Genomic DNA, 17,346 nt, shown 5'->3' with positions numbered 1-17,346 from the left:
CGTTCGATCACGTACTTCACCGGTGGCAGCGGATGGTATCAGCCGAGGGTGGAGAGGAACTCGAGAAGCGCGGCGTTCACTTCCTCGGGCCGCTCCTGCTGGATCCAGTGGCCGGCGCCGTCCAGGACGACGTGTCCGCGCAGGTCGGTGAGCACCCGGTCGAGTCCGTGCGCGGGCATGAACTTCCCGACGGGGTCCTTCGACCCGGTGACGAACAGCGACGGCTGTGCGATGAGGCGGCCGTCCAGGTGCTCGGTCAGCGTCCAGTTGCGATCGAGGTTGCGGTAGTAGTTGAGGCCGCCGGTGAAGCCGGTCTCCTCGAACGTCTTGACGTAGTAGGTGAGTTCCTCGTCGCCCAGCCATCGCGGGGGCGGCAGCTGCTCGTCGGGCCTCGCGGCCCACTCGGCCGAGTAGATCTCCCTCGTGACGAGGGTCCTGCGGACGTTCTGGCTCAGTGCCCGGTCGGCGACGCCCGGCTCCTGGAACCACACGATGTAGAAGTCGTCGCCGTTGCGTGAGCGCAGAATGGGCAGCGGCGGGGCCGGGGCGCGCGGCGTCGCCGGCACGCTCATGCCGACCACCGCGCGTACCCGCGCGGGGTGGATCACGGCCATGTTCCACACCACGGAGGCGCCCCAGTCGTGCCCGACGAAGACGGCGTCGTCCGCGCCGACGTCGTCGAGGAGCCCGGCCAGGTCGGCGCAGAGCGTCAGGATGTCGTACGCGTCGACATCGCCGGGGCGCGAGCTGCCGCCGTATCCGCGCATGTCGGGAACCAGGACGCGATATCCCGCCTCGGCGAGCGCGAGGACCTGGTGCCGCCAGGAGAAGGCCAGCTCGGGAAAGCCGTGGCACAGGACCACGGGGGGCCTGTCCGGCCGTCCCTCGCCGTGCTCGAAGACGCGCAGGGAGATGCCGTTGGTCGTGACATCCCGCGCCGCGACGCGTTCCCAGTCGGTGATCGGCATGTGTGTCGTCATGTGCTCAGGGCTCCTGTCGTTCGCATGCTGCGCCGGCGCAAGGAACTCACGCCGGTAAGGGGCGTGTTGTAGGTGTTGAACTTGACGTTGGGTTCAAATATACATGAGGCAGGTCAGGGCCGGCCGAAGAGGAGACCACGACGGTGACCGTAAGTATCCGAACAGCCCGGTCGACAGTTCTGTCGGAACGACACGGGCCCGTGCTCGTACTGACGCTCAACCGCCCGGACCGTCTCAACGCCTGGACCGACGAGCTGGAAGCACGCTACTTCGAACTGCTCGACGAAGCCGAGGCGGACCCCGGCGTGCGGGCGATCGTCCTGACCGGAGCGGGCCGCGGTTTCTGCGCGGGGGCCGACATGGACGACCTGCGGCAGGCCGGTGCGACGGCTGAGTCGATGGATGGCCCGGTGCCGAAGAGGGAGCGCCCGCGATGGTTCCCGCTGACACTGCGCAAGCCGCTCATCGCGGCCGTCAACGGGGCCGCGGCCGGACTCGGCCTCGTCGAGGCCCTTTACTGCGACATCCGCTTGAGCACACCCGACGCCAAGTTCACGACGGCGTTCGCGCGCCGCGGCCTGATCGCCGAGTACGGCATCGCCTGGCTGCTGCCACGCCTCATCGGCCAGAGCCGGGCCATGGACCTGCTGCTCTCCGCGCGGGTGGTGCGCGGTACGGAGGCCCACGAGATGGGTCTGGTCAACAAGGTCGTCGAGGCGGACCGGCTCCTGGACGCCGCGGTCGACTACGCCACCGAACTGGCCACGTGGTCCTCACCCGTATCCATGAGCATCATGAAGCGGCAGGTGATCGAAGCGCTCGACACCGACTTCGTCACGGCCGCCGACGCGGCGGACGCGCTCATGCCGGAGGCCTTCCGCCGGCCCGACGCCACCGAGGGCGTCGCCAGCTATCTGGAGGGCCGCGCGCCCGCGTTCCGCCCCCTCGACCCCAAGTGAGCACGGAAGGCCGCCCCGCATGACCAACGCTGCCGCACCAGTCTGGAACCATGCCGCGTCGACGCCCGACCGCGTCGCCCTTCGTGGGGAGGAGGGCGAGGAATGGACCTACGGCCGGCTGCGCGAGCGCGCCGCCGCCGTCGCGGGCCGCCTGAGGGAGCAGGGAGTGGGCCCCGGCGACAGAGTCCTGCTCGTCGCGCCCTCCGTGCCCGAGTTCGCCTTCGCCTACTACGGGATCCTCGCCGCCGGAGCCATCGCCGTCACCGCCAACACCATGGCCCCGCACAGGGAGTTGGCGTACATAGCGGGCGATGCCGAGGTGTCGCTCGTGCTGGGCTGGCACGCGATCACCCCGGCGCCCCAGCAGGCAGCGGACGAACTGTCCCTGCCGTACTGGGAGTTGCGCCCCGGTCTCACCGAAACGGGGCCGACCGAAGCCCCCGCGATCCCCGATCCGCACCCGCGCGAGGGCGACGACACAGCGGCTCTCCTCTACACCTCCGGCACCACGGGCCGGCCCAAAGGAGCCCAGCTCACCCACGGCAATCTCAATGCCTGCGCGGCGGTCTTCTGCGACGTGCACTCCATCACCGCCGACGACTGCGCCGTGACCGGCCTGCCCCTGTTCCACGTTTTCGGCCAGGCATGCGTGATGGCCACCACGATGCGCGCCGGCGGCAGCCTCACCCTCCTCGAGCGCTTCCACCCGTCGACCATGCTGGCCGTGATCCGCCGCGACCACCCCACCTTCATCGCGGGCGTACCCACCATGTGGAACGCCCTTCTGCGCACCGCCGACGACACAGGTGCCGACTTCACCGGCCTGCGCCTCGCGTCCTCCGGCGGCGCCTCACTGCCGGTGGAGGTGATGCGCGCCTTCGAGGAGCGGTTCGGCTGCACCATCGTCGAGGGATACGGCCTCACCGAGACCACCGGCGCCGCCACCTGCCACCTCGTGGGCCGACCGGCGAAGCCGGGACACGTGGGACGGGCCCTGCCCGGCTGCGCCATCTCCGTACGGGACGACGACGGTCATGAACTGCCGCCCGGCCAGGTCGGCGAGGTGCACATCAAGGGCCCCGTCGTGATGAAGGGCTACTGGAACCGGCCCGATGCCACCGCCGAGGCCCTGCGCGACGGGTGGCTGCGCACCGGCGACCTCGGGGCCACGGACGACGACGGGGACCTGCGCATCGTCGACCGCAAGAAGGATCTCGTCATCCGCGGTGGCTACAACGTCTATCCACGCGAGGTCGAGGAGGTCCTGTACGAACACCCCGACATCGTCGAAGCGGCCGTCATAGGAGTCCCCGACGAGTTCTACGGCGAAGAGGTCGCGGCCGTCATCGCGATACGGCCCGGCGCCCGCCTCGGCGCGACCGAACTGCGCGCCTGGGCCAAGGAGCGCCTCTCCGCCTACAAGGTGCCCCATCTGGTCGCCGTCGTGGACGAGCTGCCGAAGGGTGCGACCGGGAAGATCCTCAAGCGCGCCATCGATCCGGCCCTGCTGAAGACGGACGCGGGCACGGCGCAAGCGCCGGAGCCGACACGGCGGGACCGGGCGACCGCGCCTCCTGGAACGCCTCGAACCAGTGACGGGACACACGCATGACGACGACACACGCGCCGGCCTACGCCCGCGAGACCTGGCAGACGCTCGAGCCCTACCACGGCGCGGTCTACTTCTCGCCCGAGGCACACGCCGCCTACGCGGCTCTGGGAGTGGACGGCGGGCCCGGATACTTCGCCTCCCGTGCGGCGGCCCTGGGCCCGGTCGCACCGGACGTCGTGATCGCCACCTTCTACAACTTCAACCCGAAGGCCGTACGGTCAGCGCTTCCCGCCGCCTGGCGGACCGCACCGCCCGAGAAATTCCTCGCCGCACGGCTGACCGGCATCGACGCGACGCTGCGCAGAATCCTCGGGGCCGGGGTTCTCGCGTCGGACGAGCTTCGGCGGGCTGCGGAGCTGGGCCGGCGGGCCGCGGAATCCACGTCGGCGCACCTGCACGGCCGACCCCTGTTCGCCGCGCACGCCGCACTGCCCTGGCCCGACGAGCCGCATCTGGTGCTGTGGCACGCCCAGACACTGCTGCGCGAATTCCGGGGAGACGGCCATGTGACGGCGCTTCTGGACGCCGGGCTGAGCGGCATCGAGGCGCTGGTCACGCATGCCGCGGCCGGGCCGGTGGGGGCCGAGGCCCTGCGGACGACGCGCTCCTGGTCGACAGCTGAATGGACCGGGGCGGTGGAGGGGCTGCGTACGCGAGGGTGGCTCACGAGCGGGCCCGAGCCGACGCTCACCGCGGAGGGGAAGGAGCGGCGATCGGCTGTGGAGGAGGTCACGGACCGGTTGGCCGCCGCGCCCTACACCGCCCTGGGACGGGACGGCTGCGCCGAGCTGCGTGACCTGGTGCGGCCCTGGAGCCGGTCCCTGGCAACGGAGTTGATGCCATGGGCCGCGGCGCGACTGAAGGGCTGAGGTGCGCTCCGAGCAGGTCGGGCCGCGCGTGGCGACGGCCATTGAAGGTGACGCCGGATTCATCTACGGTGCAGGAGCCTGAGAAGTGCCGGGTCCAGCAACTGAACGGGAGAGTTCGTGCAGATCAACGGGAAAGTCGCGATCGTCACGGGAGCGGCGGGCGGCATCGGTGCCGCCATCGCCCAGCGCCTCCTGGAACACGGCGCTCAAGGCGTTCTGCTGACCGACCTCGACGCCGATCGCCTGGAGGCGACGGTCAAGCTGCTGGCCGGATCGCACGGCGAGCGGGTCGGGGGAGTGGCGGGCAATGCCGCGTCGACGGCGGATCTGGAGCGGATCGTCGATGCGGCCGAGGAGCGGTTCGGACCGGTCGACCTGTACTTCGCGAACGCCGGTGTCGGCGGTGGCGCGGGGCTCGACGCGAGCGAGGAGGAGTGGAGCCGGTCGCTCGACGTCAATGTGATGGCGCACGTGCGTGCCGCGAAGCTGCTGGTGCCACGCTGGGTCGAGCGCGGCGCCGGCTACTTCTTCAGTACGGCCTCGGCCGCCGGGCTGCTCACACAGATCGGCTCCGCGACGTACTCCGTCAGCAAGCACGGCGCGGTGGCGTTCGCCGAGTGGCTCTCGGTGACGTACGGGGACAGTGGGGTGCGGGTGAGCTGCCTGTGCCCGCAAGGGGTCGAGACCGAGCTGCTCATGTCCGGCACCCGGTCGGACGATCCGGTCGAACGAGCAGCGGCACGCGCCGTGTTGGACTCCGGCGAGCTGCTGCGGCCGCTCGACGTCGCCGACCACGTGATGGAGGCGGTCGGCGATGAACGGTTCCTCGTCCTTCCGCACCCGCAGGTACTCGACTTCTACCGCCACAAGGGCAGCGACTACGACCGGTGGCTGCGCGGCATGCGGCGCTATCAGGATGCGGTGAAGTGACCGCACGCAGCACATCGTTGCCGCGCACCGCCCGTGCCTGAGGAGAGCGGATCTCGCGTGGACCTCGCGCCGGGCGGCCGTCGGTGAAACCGTAAGAGACATGACCGTTGGAGGATTCGTGTTCGAGCTGTCCCACGGCCCGGTCGCCGTATGAGGTCCGCCGACGCCCGCGCCGGGGCGCCGGCGGGCACCGACCTCGGCGCGCTAGCCCGGTGGCTGGGCGAGCGGGGCGAGCGCGTGACCGGTCCACTCACCGCCCGGCGCATCGGCCTCGGTCAGAGCAACCTCACCTACCGTGTCGACGATGCCGACGGCAACTGCTGGGTGGTCCGCCGTCCGCCGCTCGGCACCCTGCTTCCCACCGCCCACGACATCGGGCGTGAACACCGCATCCTGGCGGCACTCACCGGCACCCAGGTCCCCGTACCCGCCGTGGTCGGCCTGTGTGACGACGACGGCGTGCACCATCTGGTGATGGAGCACGTCGAGGGGATCGTGCTCGACGGCCCGGACGTGGCCGAGGCCCTGCCCACTCCGGTACGTGCGGGTGTGGGGCCGTCGCTGACACGGACCCTCGCCGCGATCCACGCGGTGGACCTGGAGAAGACCGGCCTGCACGACCTCGCCAGCCACCGGCCGTACGCCGAAAGGCAGTTGAAACGGTGGTCCCGGCAGTGGGAACAGAGCCGCACCCGCGACCTGCCCGCCCTCGACCGGCTCACCGAGCTGCTGCGCCGACGCGTTCCCGAGCGGCAGAGCCTCGTCCTGGTGCACGGAGACCTGCACGTCCGCAACGTGATCTGCTCGCCGGACACCGGCACCGTGCGTGCCGCGCTCGACTGGGAGCTGTCGACGCTCGGCGATCCGATGGCCGACCTGGGCACCCTGCTCGCCTACTGGCCCGAGCCCGGCGAAGTCCCGGCGGATCGCCCCGCCCTCGGCGTCACGGCACTGGACGGCTTCGCCCGACGCGACGAACTCGTCGAGAGCTATGCCGGATCGAGCGGCCGCGACATCGGGCCGGAGCTCGCCTTCTGGCACGTGCTCGCCGTGTGGAAGGTGGCGGTCATCGGCGAAGGCGTACTACGTCGTGCTCTCGACGAGCCACGCAACGCCGCGCAGGGCGGCCCGCCCAGCACCGCCTACATCGACCAGATGGTCGACCAGGCCTGGGCACTGGCCACCCACTACGGCCTCTGACACGGCGCCATGCCCGCCGGCCCCTCGCCCGACTCAAGGAGACGCACCCCATGTCATATGTCGTCATCGCCACCATGATCGCCAAGCCCGGTCAGGAGGAACTCGTCGAGAAGACACTGCGAGACGCCGCGGCCGATGTGCACGCGGAGCTGGGGTGTGCCCGCTGGGCCCTGCACCGCAAGACCGGCACCACCGGCCACTTCGTCATGGTCGAGAAGTGGGAGTCCAAGGAAGCGCTCCACACTCACGGCAAGGGCGCCGCGCTCGCGGGGATCGGACGCGCGCTGAAGGACGCGCTGGAGGGGCCGGCGGATGTGGCCGTCTTCGACGCGCTCGCGGCAGGAGACGCGGAGAAGGGCGCGCTGTAGACACGCGCGATCGTGCCGGCCGCGCAGTGGTCCGCACGTGCTGACGGCTCCGGTGCCCGTGGCAGGCGGCACGGGCACCGGAGCCGTTCAGAACCGGTCGGGCTCGGGCCCGTCAGAGCACCTCGAAGAGCCCGGCGGCCCCCATCCCGCCGCCGATGCACATGGTGATCACCACATGGCGGACACCGCGCCGCCGTCCCTCCACGAGCGCGTGGCCGACCAGGCGAGCCCCGGTCATGCCGTACGGATGGCCGACCGCGATCGCGCCACCGTCGACATTGCACCGGTCGGGATCGATGCCGAGCGCGTCCCGGCAGTGCACCGCCTGGGAGGCGAACGCCTCGTTGAGTTCCCACAGGCCGATGTCGTCGACCGAAAGCCCGTGCTCCTTGAGGAGCTTGGGGATCGCGAACACGGGCCCGATGCCCATCTCCTCGGGCCCGCACCCGGCCACGGCCATGCCGCGGTACGCCCCGAGCGGCTCGAGCCCGCGCCGCTCGGCCTCCGCGGCCTCCATCAGGACCGAAGCCGACGCCCCGTCCGAGAGCTGGGACGAATTGCCGGCCGTCACCGTCGAGACCGGTCCCGCGGCGCCGTCCGGCAGTACCGCCTTCAACGTGCCGAGACCGTCAAGGGTCGTGCCGGGCCGATTGCCCTCGTCGGCGGTGAGCGTGACCTGCTCCCGGCGCACCTCGCCGGTCGCCTTGTCCTGTACGAGCTGGGTCGTGTCCAGTGGCACGATCTCCGCGTCGAACCGGCCCGCCTCCTGCGCGGCGGCCGTCCGCGTCTGGGACAGCAGCGCGAACGCGTCCTGCCGCTCACGGCTGATTCCGTACCGCTCCGCGACGATCTCGGCGGTCCTGAGCATCGGGAAGTAGAGGTCCGGGCGGTGCTCGGTGAGCCAAGGGTCCTGCGCGCGATAGGAGTTGGCGTGTTCGTTCTGTACGAGCGAGATGGACTCCGCGCCACCGCCCACGGCGATCTGCATGCCGTCGTGGACGATCTGCTTCGCCGCCGTGGCGATGGCCATGAGCCCCGACGAGCACTGCCGGTCGATCGTCATGCCGGGCACGGAGTCGGGTATCCCGGCACGCAGAATCGCCTGCCGTGCCAGGTTGAAACCGCTGGCGCCCTGCTGTGCGGCGACGCCGATGACCACGTCCTCGATCTCGCCGCCCTCCAGGCCGGCGCGCTCGGCGGCAGCCGCGAGCACATGGGCCGTGAGTTCCTGCGGCTGAGTGTCGTTGTAGGCGCCGCGGTAGGCCTTGGCGATGGGGGTGCGGGCGGTCGAAACGATGACGGCTTGCCTCAAGGGTGCTCCAGGTGTCTGTTGAGCCGTGCGACATGAGGGTGGGTGACCGCAGTGCGGGGGAACGGCGCTGAGGGCTGTGCCTACGGACGAGTGGTGCGGTCCCGTGAGTCTGTGGAGGTGCCCATGTCGGTATTGACGTCGGATTCAAGTCCTACCGAGCGTGCCGTCTGCGGCGGGTGACGTCAAGGAGTGAAGTGATCCGGACCAGATATTGAAGCCGGATTCATCTTCGAATACCGTCGTCGGCGTCCCCGGATTCCAGGAGCTGCCATGACCGAGACCGCGGCACAGCTGCGCCCGACGACCGTCGAAGATCTGGTGAACCTCATCGGCACCGAGATCGGCCCGACCCAGTGGCACACCGTGACACAGGAACGGATCGACGCCTTCGCCGACCTCACCGGCGATCACCAGTGGATCCATGTCGACCCCGAGCGTGCGGCGCGGAGCCCGTTCGGGTCGACCATCGCGCACGGCCTGTACAGCCTGTCGCGCGGTCCGCGCTTCATGGAGGAGCTGATGGCGTTCGACGGATTCGCCCACAGCCACAACTACGGTTACAACAAGGTCCGGTTCATCCATCCGCTGCCGGTCAACTCGCGCATCCGGATGCGCGGGACGTTCCTGTCGGTCGACGTGGTGAAGCCCGGCCAGGTCAACGTCGTGACGCAGATGACCATCGAGGCGGACGGCATCGACAAACCGATCGTCGTCGCCGAGTCGATCGGCCGCTTCACCGAGCACACGCGGGGCGAGGGTACGGAGCAGGGGGCGACCGTGTGAGCGCCGAGCGGGAGCGCGGCAACCGAGCCGTCCGGTCCAGCTGCGCCGAAGCGGTATGCCGTATGTGACTGCGTAAGGGAGGGATCACCGGCCGGACGCCGACGAGCGGCGGCCGGCCGGCCAACTATGCCTGCGTGCGGTACGAGTCGGAGACTCTAGGCCGCCCACTCCCGCAACAGCGCCTCCCGCTCTCCGCTCCTGGGCGACCCGCCCTCCCACGCGCGACCCCACGCCGACATCGCCGCCAGCGTCGTCTCCATCGTCGCGGCGCCCTGCGTGAGGCGGGACAGCGCGGCGAGGGAGAGGTCGACCTCGGCCTGGGAGTAGCCGACGGCCGCGGCGACGTAGGCCGCCAACTCGTGCTCGCCGCCCCCTGATTCGACGTGCACGGTCATCAGCGGCGGGGCGTCGTCGAGGCGTCCGGAGCTCACGGGCAGCGCCAGCTCCGTCACCGCGCTCAGGGCAAGGTCCTTGACCACGCCGACCCGCCGCATCAGGGACTTCACGGGGACGTCCGCCACCGTCAGGGCGGTCACGTCCTCCCACAGGTGGAGGCCGGACTGTCTGTCGCCGAGGCCCACCACGCCCTCGGGGGTCAGGCGTACCCCAGGAGCCAGGCCGGACGGCTTCGCGCCCACGTACACATCGCCTTCGGCGATCCAGAACAAGCCCACCATGGCCATGGTTGCTCACTTCCCCCCACGACGGCGTGGCCGCCGTGTCACTTCTCGAACGATCAGGTCGTCCACCGTAACGCGTGGTGCGGAACGGGAGTTCCCACGTCACGGCCCTGTGGGCGCGGGCCGTGAAGTCGGGCGGGGCCGGTTTCCATGATGGCTAGGTTAGGCTAACCTTCTTCGTGATCGTGACTCCACTCGACCGAGAAGACACCCCACCGCGTCGTCCCGCCGTGGCCGACCCTGACATTCCCACCGGGGCTACCGATGCCGCCGCCGGGCTTGTCGCTGCGGGCCTCACGGTTGCCTACGACGACGCCGATGTCGTGCACGAGGCCGCACTGCACCTCCCGATCGGCTTCGTCGGACTCGTCGCGCCGCACGCCGCACGGGCGTTGGTGGGCCAGCGTCACGGGCGGGTGCTTCCCGTGGCCGCTCTGCTGGGATCCCTGCTGGTGGTCGTCGCCGACACGGTCGGCCGCACGGTCATCGCGCCGGCCCAGATTCCCGTGGGTGTCGTCACGGCTGTGATCGGCGCCCCCTACTTCGCCTGGCTGCTGTGGAGGTCGAAGGGGGACTGGTAGACGGGCGTTGCGCGGATACCGGTCGGCGCGGACAACTCGGCGGCGAGAAAGTTGAGTTGTGCGCGTCGGCCGGTCGTGAGGTGTTCGATGAGCGCCGGGATCCGCCTGCGTGCCGGCGCCGTGAGCGGAGAAATGCCCGAACGGATCTCCCCGCACGGGCACTCCCCGCGGCTTCCTCTGCCGGAACCGCCGACGGCCGGGTGGCACGGTGCCCGCTTTCGGCAGTGCGGCACGACGCATGCCGTACGAGATCGTCACCCCTTATTCTTCCGCTCATCGCAGCACACGCGGCTGCCGAGCCAAGGCGGGGGACTACACATGACATATCGGCGCGCGGTGATACCGGCACTGGTCGGAGGCCTGCTCATCACACTGCTGCTGTGGTGGGCGGGGGCGAGCACGCAGGCACTGCAACTGCGCGGCACCAACAGCGTGTTCGACCCCCAGTCCGTGACCGAACTCGAACGCTGGCTCGCACCCTGGTCGTACAACTCCCCGGCGCGGCTGATGTCCGGCGAGCCTGTCGGCGGAAGCACGGGGATGGGCGGAGGCGCCCAGTACGTCGGTCTGTACAGCACGGCGATGCAGATCAGATTCGTGGCGGTCTTCGTGCTCTTCCTGGCCGGTGCGCTGCTCCTGGTCCGCAGGATCCCGCCGACACAGGGCCGTACGCCGGCCACGCTGCTCGCGCTGTGGGCCTGGGCCCCGGTGGCCGGAACGCTGGCCGTGACCGTCTCCGCACCGTGGCTGATCGCGTCGAGGGGGCACGGCAGCTACCGCGTCCTGCCGGCGCTGGCGGGTGTGATCGCGTCGAGCGGCCCGGTCACGGTGTTCGCAGGGCTGTTGACAGCCGTGGTCACGGTGCTCGTGGCCCGTGTGACCGCCAAGGGCGAGGATCCGCTGCCCCGGCGCGGTGTGCCGCCGCGTGCTGCCCACCTGTCCGCGAGCGTGGGGACAGCGGTGGTCGCGGTGTCGCTGGTGGTCCTCTCGTACCAATCGGTGGCGGCCTGGATCCAGACCTCGTTCGGCGGTGGAGGAATGCTGTCCGAGCCCGGCGACCTGCTGCGCCAGTGGCTGCTGCTCGGTGGCTGGACGGCCCCCGCGAGCACTGGGCTCGGGGACTGGCTGCTGTACCGGGCCGTCGACGTGCTCATGCTGGCCGTGGTGTGGTGGGCGCTTCGACTGCTGCCCGGACTGCTCACGCGCGCCACGGTGCCGGCGATGGCTCTGGGCGCGGTCTGCGCAACCGTACTGGGGCTGCTGGCGAGCCAGGTGCTGCACATGACGATTGACGACACGGCCGGCGTGTACGGGCCTGTGCACCGGTTCTCGGCGCTCGGCAGCGGCGTCCCGGCCGCACTGACCTTCGGCATCGCGGCGGGGCTGGCGGCCGTCGCGACACTGCGGACGGCCGGCGGCCCCGACACGGGTGACGTTCCCGCCGGCCGGGACACGGCTGACGTTCCGGGCTAGCGGCCCTGGTTGGGGGTGTTGCCGGCACCACCCCCACATGGGGCCCAGGCCACCTGACTCGCCGTCGGCCGCGCGGCAGGCTTTTCCCAGCACCGGCGAAGAGACGCCGGGCACCGGCCAGGGACGGGGAAGAGCGATGAGCGGTCACACACGCCGAAGGATCCTCCGGGGAGCGGCAATCGCGGCAGCCGGCAGCGTCGTCGGGGGCTTCGGTCCCGGTCACCCCGCCACCGAGGCGCAGGCCGCCACCCAGGGCACGGCAGCCGGGGGAGGGGAGTCGACTCCGTTCCTGAAGGGCGCGTTCGCGCCGGTCACCGAGGAACTCACGGCGTTCGGCCTCGAAGTGACCGGCCGGGTGCCGCGCGACCTGGACGGCCGCTACCTGCGTACCGGCCCCAACGCTCTGGGAGTCGATGACCCGCGGGCCCACCACTGGATGCTCGGCGACGGCATGGTGCACGGGGTGCGACTGCGCGGCGGGCGCGCCGAGTGGTACCGCAACCGGTGGGTGCGTTCCTCGCAGGTGGCACGGAAACTGGGTGAGCCGTACCCGGGCCAGGCCCCGCCGGACGACTTCGCCTGCAACACACACGTCATCCCGTACAAGGGCCGCATCCTCGCCCTCCAGGAGAGCGGACCACTGCCGTACGAACTGGACGGCGAGCTGAACACGGTGCGGCCCTACGACTTCCGCTCCACGCTGAAGGGCGCGTTCACCGCACACACCAAGTACGACGCGGCGGCGGACGAACTGCACGCGGTGGCGTACTACCCGACCTGGGACCATGTGCGACACCTCGTCATCGACGGGACCGGCCGCGCGGCACGGAGCACCAGGATCCCGGTCGCGGACGCGCCGATGATGCACGACTTCGCCCTGACCGGGAAGTACGTGGTGATCGTCGACGTGCCGATCACCTTCGACATGGCAGCCGCCGAGGCGGGCGCGCCCGTCCCCTACGTATGGAACCCGAAGCACCCCATGCGGGTGGGGGTGATGCCCCGAAGTGGCGGCGCCACGCGCTGGTTCGAGATCGATCCGGTGTTCTACTCGCACACGCTCAACGCGTACGACCAGGGCGACACCGTCGTCTTGGAACTGACCACCATGCCCGCCCCGTTCTACGTCGCGGGCCGGGGCAACGGCGGGCCCTCCACGACCGGCACCCCCGCACTCGACCGCTGGACCGTCGACCTGCGCGCGGGCCGAGTGACCAGCACCCGGCTCGACGACCTGCCGCAGGAGTTCCCCCGCGTCAACGAGTCCCTGGTGTCGCGGCGCCACCGCTTCGCCTACACAGCGAGCGCCGCGGAGATGTGGCGCGCCTACGAAACGGTCGACGGGCTGCCGCCGGACGACAAGTTCACCAACTGCCTGGTCAAGCACGACATGCTGCGCGGCAGCCGGCAGGTGCACCGCTTCCCGAACGGCGCGGCGGCCGGAGAGCCGGTGTTCGTGCCACGCCGCGGAGCACGGGACGAGGACGACGGCTACCTCCTGTCTTACGTGCACAATCCCGACCGCGGAGCCAGCGACCTGGTGATTCTCTCCGCTCAGGACTTCACCGCCCGTCCCCTGGCCCGTATCCACCTTCCGGGCCGGGTACCGCTCGGCTTCCACGGGAGCTGGGTGCCGGACGCGTGAGGCCCGGCACCCTCGAGGCGGACATGTCCTGTCCCTGACCGTGGGCCGCCTCGCGTGGCGGTGTGTACGGCTTTCGGAGACTGTGGATGTACAGGCGTCGGAAGGGTGAACGCGATGGACAGGGTGCCGAGGATCGTGGTGGGTGTCGACGGATCGCCCTCTTCGCGGGCCGCGCTGCGCTGGGCCGTCCGGTACGCGGGTCTCGTGGGCGGGAGGGTGGAGGCGGTCTCGGCGTGGGAGGTACCCGGTATGGCGTCGTGGTCGGCCCCGGCGGTGGACACCGACTTCGACGAAGGCGAGGCCGAGCGGGGTCTGGTCGACGAGGTCCGCGCCGTCCTCGGCGAGGACGGCGGTTCCCTGGTGCGGGAGCGACTGGTGCGTGGTAACGCGGCCGAAGTGCTGGTGGACGCGGCCCAGGGCGCCGAGATGCTGGTCGTCGGCAGCCGGGGCCACGGAAGCTTCCGCAGGGCCCTGCTCGGTTCGGTGAGTCAGCAGGTGGCGCACCACGCTCCGTGTCCGGTGACGATCATCCGGCCGGACATGCCGGCCGAGTGACCTCCCGCCCGTTGGGCCAGGTGGCCTCACCCAGGTGGCTCAGGGCTTGTCGGAAGTCGTCGAGGGCGGGCCCGAACTCGCGTACCGCGGTGTGGAAGGTCGATCGGTCGATCAGGATCTGGGCCAGTGTGCGGGGACCGTCTGCCGGGTCCCACAGTGACAACTGGTGGGCCAGGCTCACTCCTTCATCGAACAGAGGGCGCACTCGCTCCGCGAACGGATGGGTGCACTGCTCCCAGTAGACAGCGGAGCGGACGGTGAGGACTCGGTGAAGCCGCACCAGTTCGGCCAAGTGCTGAGCCGGGTCTTCAGCGGCTCGCGGGGCAAGGCTGTCCACCCTCTCGCGCAGGGCGATACGGCTGTCGAAGTAGCTCTGCTTGACATCGGAAGTCCACACCATGGGCGTTGACCCTGGAGGGAAGTGCGGTTCACCGGCCGCCTGCCGCTCGCTGTCGGCGCCGGAGAAGCGCAGCAGGACCGCCCAGAAGGACGCTTGATAGCTGCTCCAGGACCTGCGCTCACCCGTGGCGGCCAATTCCGTCAGCAAGGTGAGCGCCTCTTGCCGTACGGCGGTGGCCTGTTCGCCCCGGCCGCAGGCGTCGAGCATGTGCGCGTAGCCGATCAGCGAGTAGAGGTGGCAGGCCATCGGGCCGCGATCGTTCGCGGCCTCGTCCGCTTCCATGTCGACGAGTACGGCGAAGGCGTCGAGTGCTTCGTCGGGCCGGGCTGCTGCATCCAGAGCGGCGATCCATTCCAGGATTGACCAGGCGAGACTCCCGCTGTTGGACCCGTGGGGCAGGAGTGCCCCGACCCACTCGGTCAGCGCGTCGGCGGCCTCGGCGAAGCGGCCTTCCTCGGAGAGACCGGCAGCCCAGTCATGCAGCCCCCGGACCCTGGAGTCTCGGGACAGTTCGGCCTGCGCACGGCCGACGGCGAGCATCTCGGCGCGCATGGCGAGACCTTCGGAGCGTCGGCCCTGGGCGTACAGCTCTCTCTGACAGTCGTCGAGCGCCTCGTACAGAACGTCCGCGCGGGCAGGTTCGGCCGGATCGATGGCACGCGCCGCGGCCACCGCCTCCTCGCGCAGCGCGAGACACGCTACGTGCCGTCGGCCGGAGCCGGTGTCGTAGCTGAGGCGCTGCAGGGCCTTGGCCAACCGGGGCAGGTAGGCGGCGGGGCTGACGTGGGCGAGTACTCGGTAGGCGTCGACTTCCTCGCGCGGAGTGCGGCGTCCGGAAGCGAGCAGCACATTCCGTGCCTGTGCGATGTCGTCCTGATCGATGTTCCCCGAGTGCGTCATGGCGGAGATTCTGCGTGCACCGGAGAGGGCCGAACAAGCCTGGTGAGCTGTGCCCTTCGTCCTACGAAAATGCCTTCTGACCTGTCATGATGGGTGTGTCATCACCCCCTTGACGCTGTGGAACCGGTCAGAAGTGCTCCGGGGCCACGGCGCCGGCCGAGTGATAGGTCATGTGGTAGTCGTCGTCGGAGTCGTAGTTGACGGTGTTGTTGGCGATCTGCGCGGCCAGGCCGAGCAGCAGGAACAGCACGACGAGGACCTTGGCCGCGGTGTCGAGCAGCAGCGGCCGTGTGCCCGAGTGGACTTCCTCCGCGGGTACCGGCTCGTCGCCGAAGAGCCGCTTGGGGTAGGCGGGCGTGAGGAGCAGGACATACGCGTTCAGACGCAGGCTGTACCGGACGACGGCTGCCGTCGCGGCGTACAGCGGAGCGGGCAGGCGCCCCAGGACGAGGGCGATGAGCCAGAACACCCAGCAGATCGTGACCCAGCCGCTGCGGACCAGGGTCGCGACGATGGCCGCGGGGATGAACAGGATCAGGCGGAAGAACACCGCGAGACGGTTGAGCGGGGTGGCGCGGAGCTCGATCTGCACCGGGTACTCAGGGGCCGAGAAGGCGAAGGGCGGGTAGCGGTCGACCAACAGCGTGGCGCTCGCGGTGACCCGGGTCTCGTAAGCCAGGACGGAGCCCAGGAACGAGAAGATCCCGTCCGGCAGACGCCTCATGAACAGAGCCGCGAACCAGCCGACGATCATGACGAAGAACGCCGCGACAGCGAGAAAGAACAGCACCACGTACTGGGGAATCAGCAACAGCCACCGCAGCAGCACGGTCCAGCGTCTCTGACGTTCGGGCGCGGGGACGTCGAGGGCCGGCAGCCACTCGATGGCGCTTGCCTCGGCGCCGGTCGCGGGCCGAGGGCCCCAGCCTGTCGCCATGAGCACTCCTGATCGTTCCGGTACGGCTGACACCGACATGCTGTGCCCTCCCGGCCGCGCCCGCGCGGGCACAGAGCCAAACGGAGGCGGCAGGGAGGCGCGGGGGAGCCCACGCCCGGGCCCGGTGCCACACCCGGCACCGGGTCCACGCGCTACCTCATGCCGCCGAGCCGGCTTCGGTCACACGGCCGCCGGCGTACCCGCCTCCCGCGCCTTGTTCGCCGGGAGCCGGAATTCCTGGCCCGCCAGGGACTCGTACAGACGGACCGGGCTCATCTCGCCCGCCAGGTCGCCGTGCTGGGCCTTGGAGCGGCGGTAGATCTGCTCGACCAGGGCCGACAGCTCGGTGGGGACGCCGATGTCCCGGCCCAGGTCCACGGCGAGCCCGAGGTCCTTGCAGGCGAGTGCCATGGCGAACGAGTCGTCGTAGTCCCCGTCCGTGAGGATCGACATGATGTCGTTCTCGAGGAAGTTGGAGGCGGCCGGGCTGGCCAGGAGCGCGTTGCGCAGGGTGTCCAGGCCGACGCCCGCCTTCACCCCCATGGCCAGGACCTCGGCGGACGCGGTGAGGTGGGTGAACCACAGCAGGTTGATCATGAGCTTGACCGTGTAACCGGCGCCCAGCGGACCCACGTGGAGGATGCGGTCGGGGTCGCCCATCACCTCGAGGACGGGCAGCGCCGCCGCGAAGTCGCTGCCGGAGCCACCGACGAAGATCTGCAGCTGCCCGGCCTTCGCGCCGTGCGCCATACCGCTCACCGGCGCGTCGAGCCGGCGCACACCGCGCTGGTCGAGCACCTCGGCGGCGACCCGGTCGGCGGCGGCCGGCGTGGACGTCGACATGTCGATCCACAGGGACCCGACAGGCAGTGCCTCGGCGACCGCGCCGCGCAGCAGCACGTCCTCGACGATGCGCGGGTTCGGCAGCATCGTCACCAGCACCTCGGCGTCGCTCGCGCACAGTGCGGCGCTCTCCGCCCACGCGGCTCCGAGAGCCACGTGTTCGGCGGCGGCCTCGGGGCGGGTGTCGTGCACCGTCACCTGGTGCCCCGCCCGGATGAGATGACGGGCCATGTGGCCGCCCATGTTGCCCAGACCGATGAATCCGATCCTCATGATCTTTCCTTACTGCAGCGGCGTACGGGGGTAAGGGGAATGCCGT

General features: G+C 70.3%; 16 protein-coding genes and 1 pseudogene. 11 read left to right on the top strand and 6 right to left on the bottom strand.

Features of this window, described 5'->3' with window-relative positions; all coding sequences use genetic code 11:
• Window positions 1-38: 38 nt before the first annotated feature.
• Complete coding sequence (locus OHO83_RS02540; protein WP_330278538.1) at window positions 39-980, bottom strand: alpha/beta fold hydrolase; 942 nt, start codon at window positions 978-980, stop codon at window positions 39-41.
• A 200-nt stretch (window positions 981-1,180) separates the two neighbouring features.
• Between OHO83_RS02540 and OHO83_RS02535 the strand changes: the two genes are divergently transcribed.
• The 6 genes from OHO83_RS02535 (at window position 1,181) to OHO83_RS02510 (ending at window position 6,918) form a co-directional block, all read left to right on the top strand.
• The gene (locus OHO83_RS02535; RefSeq protein WP_330278537.1) at window positions 1,181-1,939 is read left to right on the top strand and encodes an enoyl-CoA hydratase-related protein; all 759 of its coding nucleotides are present in this window, start codon (window positions 1,181-1,183) and stop codon (window positions 1,937-1,939) included.
• Window positions 1,940-1,958: 19 nt separating this feature from the next.
• Entirely contained in the window at window positions 1,959-3,551 is a 1,593-nt protein-coding gene (locus OHO83_RS02530) for a long-chain-fatty-acid--CoA ligase (RefSeq protein WP_330278536.1), read from the top strand.
• Window positions 3,548-4,420 (top strand): SCO6745 family protein, encoded by an 873-nt coding sequence (locus tag OHO83_RS02525; RefSeq protein ID WP_330278535.1) that lies wholly within the window; start codon window positions 3,548-3,550, stop codon window positions 4,418-4,420. Before OHO83_RS02530 ends, OHO83_RS02525 begins: the two co-directional genes overlap by 4 nt.
• A gap of 117 nt (window positions 4,421-4,537) precedes the next feature.
• Complete coding sequence (locus OHO83_RS02520) at window positions 4,538-5,350, top strand: SDR family oxidoreductase (protein ID WP_266679364.1); 813 nt, start codon at window positions 4,538-4,540, stop codon at window positions 5,348-5,350.
• Between the two features lie 150 nt (window positions 5,351-5,500).
• The gene (locus OHO83_RS02515; protein WP_266679366.1) at window positions 5,501-6,550 is read left to right on the top strand and encodes a phosphotransferase family protein; all 1,050 of its coding nucleotides are present in this window, start codon (window positions 5,501-5,503) and stop codon (window positions 6,548-6,550) included.
• A 50-nt stretch (window positions 6,551-6,600) separates the two neighbouring features.
• Entirely contained in the window at window positions 6,601-6,918 is a 318-nt protein-coding gene (locus tag OHO83_RS02510; protein WP_330278534.1) for a putative quinol monooxygenase, read from the top strand.
• Window positions 6,919-7,030: 112 nt separating this feature from the next.
• Here OHO83_RS02510 and OHO83_RS02505 read toward each other — a convergent pair whose 3' ends face one another.
• Entirely contained in the window at window positions 7,031-8,230 is a 1,200-nt protein-coding gene (locus OHO83_RS02505) for an acetyl-CoA C-acyltransferase (protein ID WP_266679368.1), read from the bottom strand.
• A gap of 270 nt (window positions 8,231-8,500) precedes the next feature.
• Between OHO83_RS02505 and OHO83_RS02500 the strand changes: the two genes are divergently transcribed.
• A complete protein-coding gene (locus tag OHO83_RS02500; protein ID WP_330278533.1) occupies window positions 8,501-9,013 on the top strand; it encodes a MaoC family dehydratase in 513 nt (170 codons plus the stop codon).
• A 155-nt stretch (window positions 9,014-9,168) separates the two neighbouring features.
• Here the strand turns inward: OHO83_RS02500 and OHO83_RS02495 are convergent, their stop codons facing one another.
• Window positions 9,169-9,696: a hypothetical protein gene (locus OHO83_RS02495; protein WP_266679372.1), complete on the bottom strand. Its 528-nt coding sequence runs from the start codon at window positions 9,694-9,696 to the stop codon at window positions 9,169-9,171.
• A gap of 347 nt (window positions 9,697-10,043) precedes the next feature.
• Between OHO83_RS02495 and OHO83_RS02490 the strand changes: the two are divergent.
• The 4 genes and pseudogenes from OHO83_RS02490 to OHO83_RS02475 form a co-directional block, all read left to right on the top strand.
• Window positions 10,044-10,274: pseudogene (locus OHO83_RS02490) on the top strand (iron chelate uptake ABC transporter family permease subunit); the annotation flags it as partial.
• A 318-nt stretch (window positions 10,275-10,592) separates the two neighbouring features.
• Window positions 10,593-11,747 (top strand): hypothetical protein, encoded by a 1,155-nt coding sequence (locus tag OHO83_RS02485; RefSeq protein WP_266679374.1) that lies wholly within the window; start codon window positions 10,593-10,595, stop codon window positions 11,745-11,747.
• Window positions 11,748-11,883: 136 nt separating this feature from the next.
• Complete coding sequence (locus OHO83_RS02480) at window positions 11,884-13,392, top strand: carotenoid oxygenase family protein (protein ID WP_330278532.1); 1,509 nt, start codon at window positions 11,884-11,886, stop codon at window positions 13,390-13,392.
• 114 nt (window positions 13,393-13,506) lie between these two features.
• Window positions 13,507-13,947 carry a universal stress protein gene (locus OHO83_RS02475; RefSeq protein ID WP_329431819.1) on the top strand — a complete coding sequence of 147 codons (441 nt, stop codon included), beginning with the start codon at window positions 13,507-13,509 and terminating at the stop codon, window positions 13,945-13,947.
• On the opposite strand, the gene OHO83_RS02470 is transcribed toward OHO83_RS02475, so the two are convergent.
• The 3 genes from OHO83_RS02470 to OHO83_RS02460 form a co-directional block, all read right to left on the bottom strand.
• A complete protein-coding gene (locus tag OHO83_RS02470) occupies window positions 13,919-15,247 on the bottom strand; it encodes a hypothetical protein (RefSeq protein ID WP_330278531.1) in 1,329 nt (442 codons plus the stop codon). The two genes, OHO83_RS02475 and OHO83_RS02470, sit on opposite strands and share 29 nt — an antisense overlap.
• Window positions 15,248-15,374: 127 nt before the next feature.
• Window positions 15,375-16,184 carry a DUF4389 domain-containing protein gene (locus OHO83_RS02465; RefSeq protein ID WP_330278530.1) on the bottom strand — a complete coding sequence of 270 codons (810 nt, stop codon included), beginning with the start codon at window positions 16,182-16,184 and terminating at the stop codon, window positions 15,375-15,377.
• 180 nt (window positions 16,185-16,364) lie between these two features.
• On the bottom strand, window positions 16,365-17,300 hold the full coding sequence (locus OHO83_RS02460) for an NAD(P)-dependent oxidoreductase (protein ID WP_330278529.1): 936 nt from the start codon (window positions 17,298-17,300) through the stop codon (window positions 16,365-16,367).
• Window positions 17,301-17,346: the final 46 nt, after the last annotated feature.

Source organism: Streptomyces sp. NBC_00569 (assembly GCF_036345255.1).
In the GTDB taxonomy this organism is placed as follows: Bacteria; Actinomycetota; Actinomycetes; order Streptomycetales; family Streptomycetaceae; genus Streptomyces.
This window is presented reverse-complemented; position numbering and strand designations above follow the sequence as displayed.